Here is a 19,711-nt window from a genome sequence, read left to right as displayed (position 1 = left end):
AAATTAAGCAAGGGCTTCTTGATGACTATATTTGTGAGCAACTTCGTTGCCCTTCGGTTAGGTTTGCGTAAGTCCTAAAAATGTAAAATGCAAAACCATATCGAAACCACTACCGCTATTATGAAAGATGTTAAATTTGCAATGATGACGACCATGACAAGTGAAGGTCACTTGCATGCTTGCCCAATGACAACTACCGAGTTTGATTTGGCAAACAAAGAGATTTGGTTTATTGGTTATAAAACCACAGAAACTGTGCAAGATATTTCAAGAAATCCGCAAGTAAACCTAAGCTATGCGAGTTCAGACAGCAAAGATTACGTATCAATCAATGGCAAAGCCGAGCTAGTTGAAGATCGTGCGAAGTTAGAAGCGTTGTGGTCTGCCACGTACAATGCGTTCTTTGAAAACGGTATCGACGATGCAAATGTACAGCTCATCAAGATCGTACCGAACGGTGTTCAATACTGGCAAAGTGGTAACAGTGTGGTCAATATTTTTAAAATGACTGCAGCAGCCGTGACTGGCGGCAAAGTAGCTGATAGCTTGGGCGAAAATAGTTCATTCAAACTCTAATTACCAAGATTAGCACCAAAAAAGCTTGTCATAATCTGGCAAGCTTTTTTATTTTTTTAGACTTTCCCAAGTAAAAAATGCTTAACCCAAGGGCTAAGCATTTGTTATTGAGAAGCTTTACAATATCGTAAATCTAAATAGATTATTGTTCGATAATGTCTGTGCCTTTTGGTGGAGTAAAGTTAAAGACGTTTTGGTTAAAGTTGCTATTTAGACGTACATTGCTGAAACGAATTGTTGTAGTTTGACCTGTTGCATCTTCTAAAATCATCAATGTTGGCGTGTTATTGCCCCCAAAACTCAACCATAAACGCTCAAAAGCAGCATCTTTGCTTTTTGGGGTAAGTGTATAGTATGTTTTTGATGCGTCAGGTTGACTAATATTGTAGCTACGCATAATTTGTTGGGCATTGCCTGATAGCAATAATGCTGGTGTATTTGCAACTTGAGCATCAAGCGTTTGTTTTACTGCTTGTTGTAAGTCTGGATCATAAATCCATACTGTGCGACCTGTTGTAGCAATGATTTGCTTGGCAGGTGCACGAGTTTCCCAATAAAACTTACCAGGACGAGCAACGTTCATCACGCCCGAAAAGGTTTGATTAAGATGTTGTGCTGTACGGTTATTGTTTGGACGTGCAGTACGACCAGAAGTCAGACGGCTGGTTTGTTGGAAGTTGGCAGTCATGTTTTGGATGCCGTTAAGTTGGCGAACCAAATTATCTGTAGCTTGTTGTGGGCTTGCAGGTGCTGCCATCGCCGTTTGGCTTACAATCGCAGGGACAGTCAAGGCAAGTGCCAAAAAAGTTGATTTCATCATTTGCATCATATTCACCTAAATTAAATATTCGTTGATTACGGTTGCCATTATATTCATCAATATTGGGGGATACAATGGAGAAATGCTCAGCTTTTGTTATTGGACTGTGCAATCAATTTAGTTGGTACATGGATAATTTTTATCTTTTGTTGGTTTTTGGCATAATATCAGCTATTTTTGTATATGTTGTATAAAAACAAGTAAAAATCTATTTAAAAATTTGATTAATAAAATATTTTATGAAAATATTTGAATATTTTTTGTGCTTCTTTCTATTGCGAAAAAAATGAGCAGTCATGAATAGATTAATTAGACTAGCCATTCATAGCATCTAACTGGCTATACATTAGGCATATTTGTATCTTTAGTAAATATATGAAAAATAATTGAATTTTTAAACTATTAAAGCAAAATGCTATTAATTTAATCGATATTGACAATCATTATCATTATCATTATCATTAATATTATCATTCGCTTGCTCTTGGCTACCCTGTAAAACAGAATGGAAAATATGCAACATCATATCGATACTTCAGACCTTGAAAGACTGTCAATACAAAATTTGATTAATGCCTATTGTATTGAATTAAAAAGATTTAATATTATACGATTTAATGATCAGACCAGTTTGCACAAGCAATATAGTGATGGTAAAGACATTTTATCGCTACAACTTGCACCGCTACAAACTGTGATCATGCTGCCACTGAATTTCGCCAGTGTTTTGGGACATCATCAGATTGAAGGAAGTATTTATGTTGTAAAAGATAATGAAGTTATAAAAATCAATACATTAATGTTAGTCAATTTGATTTTACAAGATATTTTATATCATCATGATCGTCCACAATCATTGAATATCCATGATGTATTGGCACGTTGGCTAAATAGCTATGAAAAATTACAGCTTATTCTCAAAAATAGACAGCAAGATATTGATTGTTTATTCCAAAAGCCTACACTTGATTTTGTTGCAACTGAACAAGCATTGATTTATGGGCATGCCATGCACCCAGCACCAAAAGCTCGCATTGGCTTTAGTGATAAAGATTGGCAACAATTTTCCCCTGAAACCCAAGGCAGTTTTCAATTAAGTTATTGGCTGATTGATCCACAGTATTATATTGAAGAGTCAGATCAAGGTGAGTTGCCTTCGGTAAAATTGATGCAAAGCGTGCATAATTATCTTACTGAGCAACAAAAAAATCTTATTCAACAGCACAGTACATTTAAATTATTGGCATTACATCCTTGGCAAGCTAGACATTTACAGCAAAAAGCCTTTTATCAAAGCTTATTGGCACAAAAATCTTTGTTTGACTTTGGGCAACTCGGTGAACCTTACGCAGCAACCACATCCGTGCGAACGGTGGCGAGTAGTGCATTGTCCATGATGCTGAAACTATCATTATCGGTTTCCATTACCAATTCGGTGCGTATCAATCTACCTAAAGAATGTCGCCGTGGTTTATATGCCAGCAAAATTTGGCATAGTGAGCTTGGTCAGCGTATTCGAGCAAATTATCCGCACTTTGATGTGATCAATGATCCAGCATGGATGGGCTTGGTGATTGATGGTGAGATTGTCAATGAGAGTATTGCGATTGTGCGTCATTATCCTTTCCAAAATTCGGACAATGTCAGCAATTTAGCGACTTTATGCCAAGATCATCCTTATGATGGGTGCAATCGATTTAGCTATTTATTCCAAAATATCGCCCAACAAAGTCAAGCGACACTAAATCAGATTGCCACGACATGGTTTAAAGATTTCTTAGATATTTCTTTGTCACCAATGATAGATATTTATCATCGCTACGGCATGGTGTTTGAAGCACATCAACAAAATTCTGTATTGCAATTCAAAAATCATCGACCTTATAAATTTTGGGTGCGGGATAATCAAAGCTTTGGTTATGTAATTGATTATGCACAAACACTGATTGAACAATATCCCGAACTTCACGAACAAGCCCATTGTGTAGTGCCAACGGATTTTGCCAATAGCCGTTTTATTTATTATTTTATTGGCAATACTGTATTTTCACTGATCAGTGCGATTGCCAAAACACAATATGCTACTGAAGATGAATTGATCGAAATCTTGGCAAAAGAGATGAATCACTGCCTGCAAAAATACCCGCAAAGTGAACTATTGAATAGCTTAGCATCCGATGATGTATTGTGCTACAAAGGCAATTTGCTGACCCGTTTATATCAATTAGATGAGTTGATCGCACCAGTCGAAACCCAATCCATCTATGTCGAAATTCATAATCCAATAAAAAAATATATTCACAGCGAGGCATAATATGTTAGATGTTATTGGTGTGGGGGTCGGTCCATTTAATTTGAGCTTGGCGAGTTTGCTAAAGCATCAATCTTGTCAGCTGAGTGCAGCATTTTTTGAACAAAAACCACAATTTTCATGGCATGAAGGCATGCTGATGCCTGATGCAACCTTGCAAGTCCCGTTTTTGGCGGATTTGGTGACCATGGTTGATCCAATGAGTCCATTTAGTTTTCTCAATTATCTCAAAGATAAGCAACGGTTATTTCAATTTTATTTTCGAGAATCCTTTTTCTTACCACGTTTGGAATATAACGATTATTGTCGTTGGGTCTGTGTACAGTTAGACACATTGCATTTTGGGCATACCGTGACTGAGATTGAAGCCATTAAAGGTGGCTTTGAAGTAGTAGTACAACATCAAGGTAAATCAAAAAATTATCAATGTAAAAATTTGGTATTAGGCGTAGGTAGTGTGCCATCTATGCCGAGCTGTGCTGATAAAATTCGCCAAGATCATCCTAATAGATGCTTTCATTCCGCAGAATTTATGCAACATTTTGAGCAGTTATCGCAAAATAAAGACAGCAAAATTGTGCTGATTGGCTCGGGGCAATCCGCAGGTGAAATTTTTTATAAGTTGCTTTCAGGTCATCATTTTGATCGTATAGATTGGGTCACGCGTGCCGATGGATTTTTCCCGATGGAATATACCCCATTTGGACTTGAGCATTTTAGCCCTGATTATATGGATTGTTTTTATGGCTTAGATTGTGAGAAAAAACGGCAAATTCTGAACAATCAAGGTTTGTTATATAAAGGTATTAATGCTCATTTACTGAAACAAATCTATGATGTGCTATATCAAAAAATCTCTGTTGCAGGTCAAACCAACATTCACTTACGCCCAAATCTTGCTTTGACAGATTTGAAGTCGCAAGCAAATCAGCAATTGTCTTGTCATTTTTTACATAATCATACGCAAAAGCCAAGTGTTTTGGATGCGGATTATGTGATTTTGGCAACGGGCTATCATGCCAAACCTGCATCATTTTTATCAAAGCTACAACCGCATATTCAAAAACTCTCGTGTGGTCAATGTGATATTAGTCGAGATTATGAATTGAAATATCAACATCCTACAGGTGATGGTCATATTTTTGCCCAAAATATGGAACTGTTTAGCCATGGTGTTGGGACACCCGATTTAGGTTTAGGGGCATATCGTGCAGCAACCATTATTAATCGTATTGCCAAGCAAAACATTTATCAGCTTAGTCAAGCAAACACATTCCAAACTTTTTAAAGGATATACACATGACATCTATTGCACCTTATCAATTAAAGATTAATCAAACACAATTAAAACAGTCAGGGCAAGCCTTATTCAAAATGGCAATCGCTGAACTGGCTTACGAAGGGATTATTACACTTAAAGTTGTAGAACATGATCCATCAGGATGGCATAAATGGGTGATTGAGCAAGCCAATTTTGATGTAGAAATCGTTGCAAAAGCCAAGCGATTTGGTGGATTTATGGTCAAGTCCGTTTATGATACGCAGAGCAAAGAATTGGCTTATCAGGTCAGCGATTTTTTTGCAAAAGTTTGTCAAACTGTAGATATGAAAGACAGTACCAAAGCTTATATGATTAAAGAAATTAATCATACATGGCTGGCTGAAGCACATCTGTATCAAGACGATGCACCAACTAGCCTAGAACTCAGTAAGCTGAGCGGTTCGGTGGTGGACAGTGCTTTGCGTGGTCATCCATGGATCGTGATGGGTAAGGGTAGATTTGGTTTTGGTTATGATGATTATTTGCAATATGTTCCCGAAATGGCAGTGCAAAGAACATTGCCTTGGTTTGCGATTCACAAAAGTCTTGCTGAATTTTCATCTGTTTCGCAACTTACCGCAGAGCAAATTTATCAAAAAGTACTTGAGCCAAAAGAGCTTGAGCATTTTAAACATCTTTTGCGTGATGAAGGCTTAAATGACAACGAATATTGGTTTTTGCCGATTCATCCGTGGCAATGGTCGCATTGGATTAGTCTAAATTATGCGACGCAAATAGCTGAGCAAAAACTGGTATTTATGGCGATGTCGCAACATCATTATTTACCATTACAGTCTATTCGTACTTTTGCTGATATGACCGATAAAACCGCTTATCATATCAAATTGCCTTTGAGTATTTTGAATACTGCGGTATATCGTGGATTACCGAGCAAGCGTAATCGCTTAGCACCACAAATTACCGAATGGTTACTGGATATATACGCCAAAGATCAGGATATTCAAAAAACAGGTTTAGTGCTGTTGGGTGAGCTTGCTACGATTACCGCAACCCAACCTGCTTTTGACCAATTGCCTAATCCGCCTTATCAATTTACTGAGTTATTGGGCTGTTTGTGGCGTGATAGTGTAGAAAATTATGTAACAGCCGAACAGCAAGTCATCTCGCAAGCGGCATTGATTCATCAAGATAAAAACGGCGATTATTTTTTACCGTATTTGATTGAACAATCCGCAATGGATGTCAAATCTTGGCTAGCACAATTCTTTAAAGTCTGTGTAACACCATTGCTGTATTGGTTATATCGTTATGGCATTGTATTTTCACCGCATGGCGAAAACAGCTTACTTATTCATGAACAAGGTGTGCCGAAACGTATGGTACTCAAGGACTTTGTAGATGATATTAATGTAGTGGATGTAGTCTTTGCAGAGCAACAGCCAAAGCCCGCAGCCGCTGATATCTTATTAAGTCATGCACCGCAAGATTTGAGCCATTTTATTTTTACAGGTTTATTTGTAGTGCATTATCGCTATATTTTTGATGTATTGCATCGTCATTACGACATCAGCGAGCATGAGTTTTGGCAGACATTGGCACATGTGATTGATGAATTTCACGAGCATCATCCAGAGCTGAAGGAACGCATCGCATTATTTGATTTAAAGCGTCCAATGTTTGAAAAAGTCTGTCTAAATCGTGTACGTTTCTTTACGCGGGGCTATGCCGATGATGCACAACGTCCTGAGCCTGTGATTGGTGAGCTAATGGATAATCCGATTTCGGACAATTTTTTAAATCATCACGGTCACCATGAATAAAAAGGTTTATAGAAAGGATTAGAAAATTATGATATTCAACACACAAACCACAGCGTTTAACCAAAAGCAACGCCAGGCTGCGAATAAAGTGGCGACTTTATCGCAAACACTACCTGACAATTTCGATTATTCTGAAGAAGGTATCACTTTTAGCTTGATACAAGTACGATACCCTGAACATCTTGAGTTATTACACCGTTGGATGAATATGCCACATATCATTCCGCAGTGGCAACTGGATAAGCCAATTGCTGAACTGGCAGTATATTTTGAAAAAATGCTGGCTGATGATCATCAACGACTATATTTGGTAGGTATTGATGGTGAATGGGTGGGTTATACCGAGTTATACGAAGGGGCGAGAGATAGGTTGGCAGGTTATTATGAATCCCATCCTGAAGATTTGGGTTGGCATCTGTTATTGGCTGAGGCACAAGCATTTGGTAAAGGTTATTTGCGAGCGATTATGCGGATGTTGAGTTTTTTTATTTTTGAGCATTCACCGAATACGCACAGAATTGTTGGTGAGCCTGATGCCAGTGTAAAACCCTATGAAGTGGTCGCAAAGCAGCTGATGTATATGCCACAGTATTTGATAAAAATGCCTGAAAAAACCGCAATGCTGTATTATTGTGATAGACAAGATTTTTATGCGTCATTTGCACATTATTTCACACCAGCCGATTAATCATTCATTTATCAATTAAATTCAAATCATTGTAAAAAAGCTTGTCTATGGGGCAAGCTTTTTATACGCATTAGTCAAAATAAAAACCATTATACAATTGACAATCATTATCATCTATTGCATGATATTCATACTTTGTTCATTATGAAGTTTTTTATGTCCGTTGATATTGCTGTATTTCCACATCGCCAACACGATTGTTGTACGTTGTTGTTGATACAATTTAAAAGTCCCATTACAGAACAGCAATTTACGGCATGGCTGAATAGTATGAGTGCATTACTACAGCAACAAAAAGCTTTTATGGTGATGTATGACAGTGAACAAGATTTGATTTTACCTGATGGTTACCGTAGCCAAGAAGCACAATGGTATAAAGCAAACAAAGACCAATTTTTTAAATATTGTAAAGCCATTGTACGTATCGCAGCGGATGAACAGCAAAGACAAAAATTAGATACACCAGCCATGCATAAAGCGTGGCAAGTGCCTTATCAGGTCGTGGCAGATTTGGCACAGGCACAGCTATGGATTGATCAGCTTGCGGATGTCGATTCATGAATAAATTGGCAACCCACACATCTGCAAAATTTTTATTTATGGTGGCATTGTTATATATCGCCCATGCTTTGCCGTTGTATTTTTTTAATGTCGCAGTGCCAGCGATTTTACGTCAGCAAGGCGTAGACGTACGTTGGATAGGGATGTTGTCTTTGCTTTATTTACCTTGGGCGTTTAAGTTTTTTTGGGCAAGTTGGGTGGATAACCATTACCATCAAAAACTCGGTAAACGCAAAACATGGCTGCTCTTGACTCAAATTATAATTGTCACGGGGCTGTTTATTCTTGCAGGGCTAAATTGGCAGCAGATGACTTTGCTTTTGGCATTAAGCTTTGTGATTTCGACTGCCAGTGCCACACAAGATATTGCTATCGATGGCTATACCATTGAACATGTTGAAAAAAGTCAATTTAGCCTAGCCAGTGCGACGCAAAGTTTAGGTATTGCTTTGGGCAGTATGCTTGGCGGTGCTGGTGTATTATGGCTGTATCAAACTTATAATTGGCATGTTGCCATCATCAGCTTGGCGATGGCAATTATGTTGATTTCTATGGTCTTATTATTTTTACCTTCTGAAAAAACAACAACTGCTCGCATATTATCTTCACTCGATAAAGTCCAACCTTATCAAGCAAGCCTAAAACATTTAATTCAAAGACCAGAAGTAAAATGGATTTTATTATTTATCATCGTTTTTCGTAGTGTTGAAGCTCCGGCGATGGCAATGCTCAATCCAATGTTGGTGGATTTTGGTTGGAGTTTGGCACAGATTGGCGGATTATTTTCGGTGCTTGGTGCAATCGTTGGTATCGTTTCAGCCATTAGTGCAGGATTTATCAGTAAAAAAATCGGTGCAAAAGCTTGTCTAACTTGGGCAGGATGGTTGCGTACTGCGGTATATATTATTTTATTTTTAATTTTAACTTATCCAATGCTTACCGCCAACATGCCAAAAATTTTATTTAATTTTGATGCATTGAACAGTGCATTAGGATTGACAATTTTAGTTTTACTTGCCATTCGCTATCTCACCATGACTGCATTATATGCCTTATTTATGCAATACAGTAGCCAACAACAGGCAGGCACAGATTTTACATTATTCGTTTGTGTGGAATTACTGGTTTATTTTGTTGGTGGTGCTTTCTCAGGATTTCTGGTGCATCAACTAGGTTATGGCAAGCTATTTTTAGTGTTGAGTATTTGTTCTATTTTATCCATGTTGCTGATGCCGATGTTGATGCGACAAATTATCACCAAAAGTGCGAGTGTATGATCACCATGCAAAAAAAATATTTTTTCCCGACCTTATCAGTACTAAGTTTGTTGGTTACGCAACAAAGTTATGCACAGGATATGCAAAGTAATATGCCAGAGAGCGAACCATCTGCCAATTTAAGTAGTTTGACCTTATCGGCAGACAAAACAGGTATGGTATTGGCAAATCGTATCCATGAAATGCCCGGTATTACCAAAGTCATCAGCGAAGAACAGATTGCACGACAAGCAACAGGCAGTCGTCAATTGGCTGATGTGATTGCACAATTGGTGCCAAGCCTAGGGGCGAGTAGTGGTACAACCAGTAACTATGGCCAAACCATGCGTGGTCGTCAGGTGCAATATTTATTGAATGGCGTACCGCTGACAGGTTCACGAGATATTTCACGTCAATTAAATAGCATCAATCCACAACAAGTGGCACGTATTGAAGTGTTATCAGGGGCAACCAGTATCTATGGTGCAGGAGCGACAGGTGGTTTGATTAATATCGTGACCAAATCCGATGTTGATGCAGAACACGCATTTCAAACACGAGTCGGTTTGAATACGGCTAATTTTAAAAATGAATCATTCGGCTATCAGATTGGACAAACATTTACCGCACATAATCAGCAAGGCAATGTACAAGCACGCCTTGATGTGGATTATGCAAAAACAGGTGGTATGTTTGACAGCAAAGGCAAACGTATCGCACCAGAACCAGCACAGACCGATAAACAAGATAGTACAAATTTGAGTGTCAATGCCAGTTTGGGTTGGAAAATTGATGATAAACAAAATCTCAGTACAGCGATTACCCATTATCAAGATCAGCAAAATACTGATTTTGCCCCTGATTATGGACCACGATTGGCAGTGCTTTTTGGTGCTAAACCATCTTTACAAGCAATAAAAGGTTTATCGTTGGCTGAACAACCAAAAACCACAAAAAATAGCTTTAATATGAATTACCATCATGACGATATTTTTGGACAAGCACTGAATGCTACGGCTTATTATCGTCAGGAAACAGGACGTTTTTATCCTTTTGCTGTACCATTTTCGGTGAATAATGCTTTGCCACTTTTACAAGGCATGAACCTTACGCCAGCACAACTCGCAACACAAGCCAAGGCTTTGCAAAGTAGTGCATTTGGTGTATTACAATCTGAATCAAAAGTCGATGTATTTGGTGCAAGATTGGCTTTACAACGTGCATTGCAATTACAAAATAAACCGTTATTGCTGACCTATGGTGTAGATTTTGAACGTGAAAAAGACAGCCAACACGCTCAAGGCTATGATTTACAAAAATTTATGCAAAGTAATGGTTTGCAATTTGTATCGAATCAACAAAATTATACATACGGACCAAATACCACAATCAATAGCTTAGGTGTATTTGTTGATGCCAATATGCGTTTGTCTGATGCGTGGAAAGTCAATGCAGGCGTACGTCATCAACGTATCGACAGTGATACCGATAGCTTTATCCCGCCGAGTGAAAAATTACTTGCCAATTTATTGGCACAAAAAGGATTGCGATATACTGCCAAAGACGTTGCAGCAGGCAAAGTGAGCCATCAAAAGACCTTGTTTAATCTTGGCACAAACTATGCAATCAATGCCAATCACAATATTTTTGCCAACTTTTCACAAGGCTATAGTCTACCTGATTTACAGCGTGTATTGCGTGATGTTAGTGCTGGATTTGTGGTCAATTCTCACAATGTTGAGCCAATCAGTGTCAATAGCTATGACTTAGGTTGGAGTGGTAAATTTGGCAATACTCGTGCCAAAGTGACGGGTTTTTATAATACGTCTGACAAAGTCACACAGTTCCTAAAAGACTTTAGCGTAACTGTAGCAGATACCGATGAGCGTATCTATGGTGCAGAGCTTGAGCTGAATCATCGTATCAATCCAGAATGGGCATTGGGCGGCAGTCTAGCGTATACACGCGGACAATATAAAGATGCACAAGGAAATTTTAAAGCACTTGGTGCATTCCGAGTGAGTCCGTTGAAAGCTACGGCTTTTGCGGAGTACACCAGTCCAGAACAGCATAAATTACGCTTACAAGTGTTGGCAATCGATGGTACAGACCAAGCATATCAAGACAGTCTAACCGCTGCCAGTAATCAAAACGTACGCAAGACCCCAGAAGCCAAAATCAAAGGTTATGCAGTGATTGATTTATTGGGGGAGTTTCAATTGCCACAAGGTCGTTTAAATTTTGGTGTGTATAATTTGGCAAATAGCAAATATAAGAGTGTATTTAGTCAAGCTGCTGCCACAACCTATGGTGAGATGTCGAGCTTGGTTGCACCAGGGCGTAATTTTGCTTTGCGTTATAGTATTGATTATTAACCGCTTATTGATGATTTATCGTAGCGTATTTGTGGAGAAATAGTCGGAATGTACCATAGCCGTATTCAATTGCCAGTTTTAAGCCAAACTAAAATTTTGCTTGCAATAAGTATTGTTTTAATGATGCATATCATGGTGATGAGTTGGCTATGGTTCGTTCATCTTGAAAAAAATCCAATCCGCAAACCAGCTGTAGTGCCAAACCAAGTTCAATTTTTAAAAGTGAATTTTCAACCATCGCCAGTGCAACAAAATCAAGTCACAACCAATCAGCCGACCAAGCCGATTCAACCAGAAATTCAGCAACCACAAGCACCACAACATAACGTGACTAAGCCACAAAATAATACTTCAAACCATCATTCGCCAGTAACGAATCATACTGAAAATACACCAAATATAGCAGTTACATCTCAAACCAATTCAACGCCAATCAATCATCATTTTAATCAGTCAGCAAATCATTCAATAAATCAGGTTGTGACAAATACGAATGCAACGCCTACAAATATAAATTCAACTGTAGTAGTTAATAATGCCAATCAAAATATAAAAAATAATAGTGCAAACAATTCGACAGCATCAACCCATCAAACGACAAACCAAAACACAAATCAGAATAATATGACACCCGATAAAACACCGATTTCATTTACCCAATCGGATATTCAATGGAGATCTGCACCGAGTACCAAATTAAATGGTGCTTTGGCTGAAATTGCCAATTCAGAAAATTTAAATCCGATTCAAATGACACTAGATGTGGATGAAAATGGTCGTGTCACACAAGTCAAAATCACCAAATCATCAGGCAATCGACAAATTGATAATGAAATGCGAAATCGCGTATTAAATAGTAAAATCACACCATTTATTAGACAAGGTATTGCTGTTGCAGGGCATGGTTATTTAACCATTAATCCAAACTAGCATTTTTAAAAATAACGCAAAGCTAAAGCATAAAAATCAAATTTCAAAAAATAAAAAAACTGGTTAAGCATTTCTCTTAACCAGTTTGATATTGATATAAAGTAAAAATATTATTTCAACATATCATCACTAAATGCACGCATAGGCTTGCCACGCAAGACATTTGGATCAGCTTTATAATAACCTGCGGTAGATTTTGGCAACTTTTGACCACGCATGATATCGACCACTTTTTCAGCCATCATAATGGTGGTGGCATTTAAGTTACCTGTAATAATCAATGGCATAATCGAGGCATCGACCACACGCAAGCCTTGTACGCCATGTACACGACCTTGACTATCGACCACCGCCATATCGTCTTCGCCCATCTTACAGCTACACGATGGGTGATAAGCGGTTTCGGCATGATTACGTACAAATTCATCCAGTTCAGCATCTGTCTTGGCGATTTTACCTGGGCTGATTTCACGACCACGGAATTCATCTAATGCAGGCTGATGCATGATTTCGCGGGTGATACGGATACCATCACGGAATTCTTGCCAGTCTTGTTCATGCGACATATAGTTAAACAAAATACTTGGATGATCGTGCGGATTGAGTGATTTTAAACGGATACGACCACGAGATGGCGAACGCATAGAACCGACATGGGCTTGGAAACCATGCTCTTCCACCGCATTTGAGCCATTATAATTAATCGCCACAGGCAAGAAATGATATTGAATATTTGGCCATTCAAACTCTGGACGAGTACGGATAAAACCGCCTGCTTCAAATTGATTGCTTGCCCCAATGCCTTTGCCTAAGAATAACCATTCTGCCCCAATCATCGGTTGGTTATACCATTTTAGTGCAGGGTAGAGTGACACAGGTTTTTTACATTCATATTGCAAATACATTTCCAAATGGTCTTGTAAATTTTCACCAACCCCAGGTAAATCTTGCACCACAGGAATGCCAAATTCATCTAGCAAGGCTTTTGAGCCAACGCCTGAACGCTGAAGAATTTGTGGAGAGGCTATTGCACCTGCACAAACAATCACTTCACGGCTCGCATGGGCAACCGTTGGATTGCTGTCATTACCTTGTAAATACTGTACGCCAATCGCTTGCTTACCTGAAAATAAAATTTTATCCGTGACAGCATGGGTTTTGATGGTAAGATTTGGGCGGTCTTTGGCTTGGTCTAAATAACCACGTGCGGTACTTGAACGGCGACCATTTTTGGTTACCGTACGATCCATCGGACCAAAGCCTTCTTGTTGATAGCCATTTAAATCATCCGTGCGGGGATAACCTGCCTGTACACCTGCTTCAACCATGGCATGGAACAACACATTATTGTCATTTTTTGGTGTAGTGACACTGACTGGACCTTCGCCACCATGGTAGTCGTTTGCACCAATATCATGGGTTTCGGCTTTGCGATAATAAGGCAAGCAATCGGCATAGGTCCAATCTTCTAAACCGGGTAATTTCGCCCAACCATCCAAATCCATGGCATTACCACGGATATAGCACATACCGTTAATGAGTGATGAACCCCCCAAACCTTTGCCACGTCCGCATTCCATACGGCGGTTATTCATATGTGGCTCAGGGTCGGTCAAATACGCCCAGTTATAGCGTTTACCTTGTAATGGATAAGCTAAAGCAGCAGGCATCTGGGTACGAAAATCTAGGCGATAATCAGGACCACCTGCTTCTAATAACAAGACTTTAATATTTGGATCTTCGGTCAAGCGTGTTGCAAAGACATTACCTGCAGAGCCTGCACCGATAATAATATAATCATAATTTTCTGTGGTCATGGTATTTGTTCCTTATTATTGCACGGCAGGGAAGATAGATTGATATTCGCCCATCTCAACTTGTACCGATTTGATACGAGTATAATGTTGTAGGGTAACTAAACCATTTTCACGCCCAACGCCTGATTGTTTATAACCACCGACTGGCATTTCGGCAGGTGATTCACCCCAAGTATTAATCCAACAAATACCCGCTTCAAGCTTATGGATAATACGATGTGCAGTATTTAAATCACGACTTACCACACCTGCTGCCAAGCCTAATGTGGTGTTATTGGCACGCTCAATCACTTCATCTGCAGTTTCATAAGTCAAAATAGACATGACGGGACCAAAGATTTCATCAGTGACAATGGTCATGTCATCCGTGCATTCAGTAAAAACGGTCGGCTGAATAAATGCCCCTTTTGCCAAATCACCTGTCGTGGCACGCTCACCACCTGTTAAGATTTTTGCCCCTGCTTTTTTGCCTTGTTCAATATATGACAAGACTTTATCTAATTGTGCAAAACTGGCAAGTGGACCCATGTTGGTATTTTCGTCTAATGGATCGCCTACTTTCACACTTGGAATACGCTTTAGGATGGCTTGTTCAAAATCCGCTTGCATGGCTTTAGGGACGAATACACGTGTGCCATTGGTACATACTTGACCTGAACTGTAGAAGTTCGCCATCATGGCAATATCCGCCGCCAAATTCACATTCGCATCAGGACAGATTACCAAAGGTGATTTACCGCCAAGTTCCATGGTGACTTCTTTGAGTGATGAACCTGCGGCAGCTTGCATGACTTTTTTGCCAGTCGGCACACTACCTGTAAATGAAATCTTTTCAATGTCAGGATGTTCAGACAAATAACCACCGACATCACCACCGCCTTGCACCACGTTAAATACGCCTGCTGGCACGCCTGCTTCAGTATAAATCTCAGCAAGTTTTAATGTCGTCAAAGGCGTTACTTCACTTGGTTTAAAAATCATGGCATTGCCTGCTGCCAATGCTGGTGCTGACTTCCAAAGTGCAATTTGAATTGGATAATTCCACGCCCCAATACCTGCTACCACACCAAGTGGCTCACGACGGGTATAGAAAAAGCTGTCTTCACGCAAAGGCAATTGCGTGCCTTCAATGGCTGTGGCAAGCCCTGCATAATATTCCAAAACATCAGCACCTGTGACAATATCGACGTACAGCGTTTCTGATAAGGCTTTGCCTGTATCTTGTGATTCTAAATGGGCTAATTCATCGTTACGCTCACGCAAAATATCTACCGCTTTACGCAAAATGCGTGAACGTTGCATTGCAGTCATGCTTGCCCACACTTTTTGCCCTTCAATCGCACTTTTTACTGCGTTATCTACATCTTCTTTGCTGGCAGATTGAATGGTTGCTAACACTTCACCATTGGCTGGGTTAATACTGTCAAAAGTTTTGCCACTTGTGGCATCAACATATTGACCATGAATATACAATTGTTTGCTATTTGACATAAAAGGCTTCTCTAAAAATAATTAAAAAAATTGTATGCAATGCATAACATCAAATCTAAATTGTGCAAATCGAAAATAAAACGACATAACATTTAAAATATTGTTAAAGCAAATTTAAATCTTGGTTTAACAATAAATGATTTGCTACAGTAAACAAATAGATAATATATAAATTATGTGGATTAGGCAAGTATTTGCTTATTTTGAAACAATCATGCTATAGTGATTTACCAAACTCCCTGAGAACAGTAATCTTGTAATCAAAATTGGTTGTTTGAGTTGATTTTTGTATAGAATTGTAAATAATTTTTAACTTTGATATCTCAATGTCGATGGATTGGTTTTATTTGTTTAAGTGTAATTCATAGATAGATATTTATTATATTTATTGATGACGCTTAATATTATCAATGCCATTTTAAATAAATATTTTATTCTCATTATGATTCAAAGCCTAATATGGAGTAGTTTTATGTCGGAGACTATTGTAAAAGACCGCTTAAATAAAGCTGTCTTTTTTATTTCGGCAGCGATCATTATATTCTTTTCGTTGTTTACTATTTTGTTTAATGATACAGCATCACATATATTAGATACTGTTTTGGCATGGGTCAGTAATACTTTTGGTTGGTATTATTTATTTGCTGCATCAGTATATATTATGTTTGTATTATTTGTTGCTTTTTCACGTTATGGTGATATTAAACTCGGACCTAAACATTCTCAGCCTGAATTTAGTTTACTTAGTTGGTCAGCGATGTTGTTTGGTGCAGGGATCGGCATTGACTTGATGTTTTTCTCGGTTGCTGAGCCAATTATGCAATACATGCAACCGCCTGTGGGCGAAGGTCAAACTGTGGAAGCTGCCCGCCAAGCCTTAGTGTGGACGATTTTCCACTACGGTATCACGGGCTGGTGTATGTATGCCTTGATCGGGATTTCGCTCGGGTATTTTGCTTATCGTTATAATCTTCCGCTGAGTATTCGTTCGGCATTATATCCTATCATTGGTAAAAGAATTAATGGACCATTGGGTAATTTGGTCGAAGTTGCAGCGATATTAGGTACGATATTCGGTATTGCTACAACTTGTGGTATTGGCGTTGTACAGCTTAATTATGGTCTAAACGTTATTTTTGATTTGCCTGAGAATTTAATGTGGCAAATTGGATTAATTAGTTTGGCAGTAGCCATTACGATTGTTTCTGCAACCACAGGTGCATCAAAAGGCATTCAAATATTATCAGAATGGAATATTTATTTTGCTGTAGGCTTGGTATTATTTGTATTATTTATGGGCAATAGCAGTTATTTGATGAATGCCATTACTTTGAATGTCGGTGATTATTTAAGTCGCTTTCCTGCATTAACATTGGATACTTTTGCTTATCATCAAACTCCTGAACAAAAACAATGGGTACAAGATTGGACGCTATTCTTTTGGGCGTGGTGGATTGCTTGGTCGCCATTTGTAGGCTTGTTCTTAGCACGCATTTCTCGTGGTCGTACCATTCGCCAGTTTGTCGTGGGAACATTAAGTATTCCTGTGATGTTTACCATCGCTTGGCTATCGGTGATGGGTAATAGTGCATTATATCAAGTGATTCAAGGTAATATTGCTTTTGCACAAGAAGTGATTGCACGCCCAGAGATTGGTTTTTATAAATTACTATCGTTTTATCCATGGTTTTCGTTCACGGCAATTGTAGCATTTATTTCAGGTTTGCTATTTTATGTGACATCTGCGGATTCGGGTGCGATTGTACTGAGTAACTTCAGTTATAAAGGGCAAAGCAACCAAGATGAGCCACCTGTGTGGATTCGTATTTTCTGGGCATTGGCGATTGGGGTATTGACCGCAACCATGTTGATGACAGATGGTATTCATGCTTTGCAAAAAGCCACGATTATCATGGGTCTACCGTTTAGCTTTGTGATGTTCTTTGTGATGATTGGTTTATTTAAATCATTACGTTTAGAAGATTTCCGTGAAGCCAGTTTAAGTTTGAATGCTGCACCTGTGGTGGGTAATGTCAATATTTATGACTGGAAAACACGTCTAAATCGTGTGATGGCACACCCAGATCAAAAGCAAACTTTGCAAATGTTAGGTCAAGTTTTTGAGCCAGCGATCAATGATGTGGCAGAAGAGCTACTGAAACAAGGTCTAAATGTTACAGTAGAAAAACAGCCAATTGCTGAAAATAGCGATTTGTATCATGTTAATTTGATTGTGCGTTTTAAAGATGAATACAACTTTGTCTATGAAGTATGGCCTGTACGCTACGATATGCCAGTGTCTTTGGAACATAAACAATCGCAAAATGAATACTATCGTTTAGAATCTTATCTATTGGATGGTTCGCAAGGTAATGATTTGGTTGGTTATAGCAAAGAACAAGTCATTAATGATATCTTGGATAAATATGAGCGTCATTTGTCATTCTTGCATATCAACCGTGAAAGTCCTGGTGAGCGTCCTGTGTTCCCTGATGAAAGCGAACTAAAAGAGAGCTAACAGAAATCTAAATTTTTATTGTGATGTTTAAAATAAAGCCAATGACAAATTGGCTTTATTTTTGTGCTGAATATGACATAATCGAATCAAGACGGTTAGAATAAATGGAAATAATGCTCATGAAATTGTCAGAAAAATTTTTAATGATCATTACATTTTGCTCAATATCGACTGCAAGCTTTGCAACGGTTGGTGGCGGCGAAAGCGTTTCTGTATTGGGTTACGATGCCAAAGACCAAAAAGTATATGTTTTGCGTGACTATGAAGACGGTCGGGCGAGAGTACCACAGCTGTACTATTTTGATTTAAAGTCAAAATCACCACAACAAATTATCGAAGTGACATCTTTGTATGAGATGTATCGTGATCATCAAACTCAAAAAATCGAATATGGCAGTATTGATGATGACAATTACCCGCAGTTTGAACAAAAGCTTAATGCCATTAAGCAACGCTTAGTACCATTAAAAACCTTGACAAATAATGATGCTCAATTAGATATTGTCAATATTCAAGAAAAAACTGTAGTAATATGGTTCGATGAGTATTCAGATAAACCTTTGTCAGAAAAGGAAAAAATCCCACAATATACTTATCATTATCAAATCAGTAGTCAATCAGGACAATTGACAAGCCAACCACAAACCGCAATCAGTTATGCCAAAGATTTACGTATTCAACAATTTTATGCGATTCCAAACCAACCTTACCGCCTTGCGAATGTACGTTATTTGGGTATTGGTTTTGAAACGGGTTATCATCGTGATGATGTAATATTACTTTTGCCCAAAATAAATATCAAAAAATAGTGCTAAATTTTTAAGTCACATAAAAAAGCTCCCGAAGGAGCTTTTTTGCATTTCTGCCAGCGTAAAGATTAACGCTTAGAGAATTGCGGACGTTTACGTGCTTTACGTAAGCCAAGTTTTTTACGTTCAACTTCACGCGCATCACGAGTAACGAAGCCAGCTTGACGAAGCGTAGGTTTCAAATCTTCATCAGATGCGATCAATGCACGAGTAATACCGTGACGGATTGCACCAGCTTGACCACCGATACCACCACCAGCAACAGTGATGTAAAGGTCGTACTTTTCAGTAGCGTCAAGCAATTCTAATGGTTGACGAACAACCATACGTGCTGTTTCACGACCAAAATATTGCTCTAGAGTGCGGTTATTGATAACCAATTTGCCTGTACCTGGAGATAAGAATACACGCGCAGTTGCGGTCTTACGGCGACCTGTACCATAATTTTGTGCCATGT

15 protein-coding genes are annotated in these 19,711 nt (G+C 38.7%); 11 read left to right on the top strand and 4 right to left on the bottom strand.

Annotated features, from left to right (window positions below; all coding sequences use genetic code 11):
- Positions 1–87 precede the first annotated feature (87 nt).
- Complete coding sequence (locus ACEYX7_RS03135; RefSeq protein WP_374900201.1) at positions 88–576, top strand: pyridoxamine 5'-phosphate oxidase family protein; 489 nt, start codon at positions 88–90, stop codon at positions 574–576.
- 142 nt (positions 577–718) lie between these two features.
- Here ACEYX7_RS03135 and lolA read toward each other — a convergent pair whose 3' ends face one another.
- A complete protein-coding gene (gene lolA / locus ACEYX7_RS03130) occupies positions 719–1,402 on the bottom strand; it encodes an outer membrane lipoprotein periplasmic chaperone LolA (RefSeq protein ID WP_374806499.1) in 684 nt (227 codons plus the stop codon).
- Between the two features lie 508 nt (positions 1,403–1,910).
- On the opposite strand from lolA, the gene ACEYX7_RS03125 reads away from it, so the two are divergent.
- The 8 genes from ACEYX7_RS03125 to ACEYX7_RS03090 all read left to right on the top strand — a co-directional run bounded on the left by ACEYX7_RS03125 (position 1,911) and on the right by ACEYX7_RS03090 (position 12,619).
- Entirely contained in the window at positions 1,911–3,710 is a 1,800-nt protein-coding gene (locus tag ACEYX7_RS03125) for an IucA/IucC family protein (protein WP_374802128.1), read from the top strand.
- Position 3,711: 1 nt separating this feature from the next.
- Entirely contained in the window at positions 3,712–4,995 is a 1,284-nt protein-coding gene (locus ACEYX7_RS03120) for a lysine N(6)-hydroxylase/L-ornithine N(5)-oxygenase family protein (protein WP_374900200.1), read from the top strand.
- 11 nt (positions 4,996–5,006) lie between these two features.
- Positions 5,007–6,809, top strand: a complete 1,803-nt coding sequence (locus tag ACEYX7_RS03115) for an IucA/IucC family protein (RefSeq protein WP_374900198.1) — start codon at positions 5,007–5,009, stop codon at positions 6,807–6,809.
- 88 nt (positions 6,810–6,897) lie between these two features.
- Complete coding sequence (locus ACEYX7_RS03110; RefSeq protein WP_374802136.1) at positions 6,898–7,497, top strand: GNAT family N-acetyltransferase; 600 nt, start codon at positions 6,898–6,900, stop codon at positions 7,495–7,497.
- Between the two features lie 156 nt (positions 7,498–7,653).
- Positions 7,654–8,058 carry a hypothetical protein gene (locus ACEYX7_RS03105; protein ID WP_374802122.1) on the top strand — a complete coding sequence of 135 codons (405 nt, stop codon included), beginning with the start codon at positions 7,654–7,656 and terminating at the stop codon, positions 8,056–8,058.
- A complete protein-coding gene (locus ACEYX7_RS03100) occupies positions 8,055–9,335 on the top strand; it encodes an MFS transporter (RefSeq protein WP_374802120.1) in 1,281 nt (426 codons plus the stop codon). The genes ACEYX7_RS03105 and ACEYX7_RS03100 overlap by 4 nt, the downstream gene beginning before the upstream one ends.
- A gap of 5 nt (positions 9,336–9,340) precedes the next feature.
- A complete protein-coding gene (locus ACEYX7_RS03095) occupies positions 9,341–11,689 on the top strand; it encodes a TonB-dependent receptor (protein WP_374802118.1) in 2,349 nt (782 codons plus the stop codon).
- Between the two features lie 48 nt (positions 11,690–11,737).
- Complete coding sequence (locus tag ACEYX7_RS03090; protein WP_374802116.1) at positions 11,738–12,619, top strand: energy transducer TonB; 882 nt, start codon at positions 11,738–11,740, stop codon at positions 12,617–12,619.
- A 110-nt stretch (positions 12,620–12,729) separates the two neighbouring features.
- On the opposite strand, the gene betA is transcribed toward ACEYX7_RS03090, so the two are convergent.
- Both betA and betB read right to left on the bottom strand, forming a co-directional pair.
- Positions 12,730–14,436 (bottom strand): choline dehydrogenase, encoded by a 1,707-nt coding sequence (betA, locus tag ACEYX7_RS03085; RefSeq protein ID WP_374900197.1) that lies wholly within the window; start codon positions 14,434–14,436, stop codon positions 12,730–12,732.
- Between the two features lie 15 nt (positions 14,437–14,451).
- Positions 14,452–15,927: a betaine-aldehyde dehydrogenase gene (betB, locus tag ACEYX7_RS03080; RefSeq protein ID WP_374802112.1), complete on the bottom strand. Its 1,476-nt coding sequence runs from the start codon at positions 15,925–15,927 to the stop codon at positions 14,452–14,454.
- A 472-nt stretch (positions 15,928–16,399) separates the two neighbouring features.
- Here betB and betT point away from each other — a divergent pair, with 472 nt between their 5' ends.
- A complete protein-coding gene (gene betT / locus ACEYX7_RS03075) occupies positions 16,400–18,445 on the top strand; it encodes a choline BCCT transporter BetT (protein ID WP_374802110.1) in 2,046 nt (681 codons plus the stop codon).
- A gap of 119 nt (positions 18,446–18,564) precedes the next feature.
- Positions 18,565–19,254 (top strand): aminotransferase, encoded by a 690-nt coding sequence (locus tag ACEYX7_RS03070; protein ID WP_374802108.1) that lies wholly within the window; start codon positions 18,565–18,567, stop codon positions 19,252–19,254.
- Positions 19,255–19,322: 68 nt separating this feature from the next.
- On the opposite strand, the gene rpsI is transcribed toward ACEYX7_RS03070, so the two are convergent.
- Complete coding sequence (gene rpsI, locus ACEYX7_RS03065; RefSeq protein ID WP_374802106.1) at positions 19,323–19,709, bottom strand: 30S ribosomal protein S9; 387 nt, start codon at positions 19,707–19,709, stop codon at positions 19,323–19,325.
- Positions 19,710–19,711: the final 2 nt, after the last annotated feature.

The organism is Hubeiibacter jixunmingi, assembly GCF_041928215.1.
Classification (GTDB): domain Bacteria; phylum Pseudomonadota; class Gammaproteobacteria; order Pseudomonadales; family Moraxellaceae; genus Acinetobacter.
The sequence above is the reverse complement of the archived record's forward strand: the minus strand, read 5'-3'. Positions and strand labels throughout refer to the sequence as shown.